Consider the following 252-nt stretch of genomic DNA (forward strand, 5'->3'; position numbering starts at 1 on the left):
CTTAACCCAAGTTCCAGTTGCAATTTTTATGCTTGACTGTTCGTAATTAACTCCAGCGGAATTAAGAATATCCTTAATAATAACATTATTCCGTTTAGAATTAGTTGTGTTTATAACAATACGGTAGATAAGTTCATTGTTATCATAATCCATCCATCCATATTTATAAAAATCAATATTACTATCACCTTTATTAACTTTATAGCTTATACCCGTACTATCGATAGTAACTACATTCCCGTTTATTTTAAT

General features: G+C 28.6%; 1 protein-coding gene. It reads right to left on the reverse strand.

Translation table 11 applies throughout. From position 1 onward, the window contains the following. Positions 1–252 (reverse strand): hypothetical protein (locus tag QP324_RS12130; protein ID WP_284816240.1); only part of this gene is annotated, 252 nt, incomplete at both ends.

The sequence above is a fragment of the Corynebacterium sp. UMB0012 genome (assembly GCF_030216265.1).
Lineage (GTDB): Bacteria > Actinomycetota > Actinomycetes > Mycobacteriales > Mycobacteriaceae > Corynebacterium.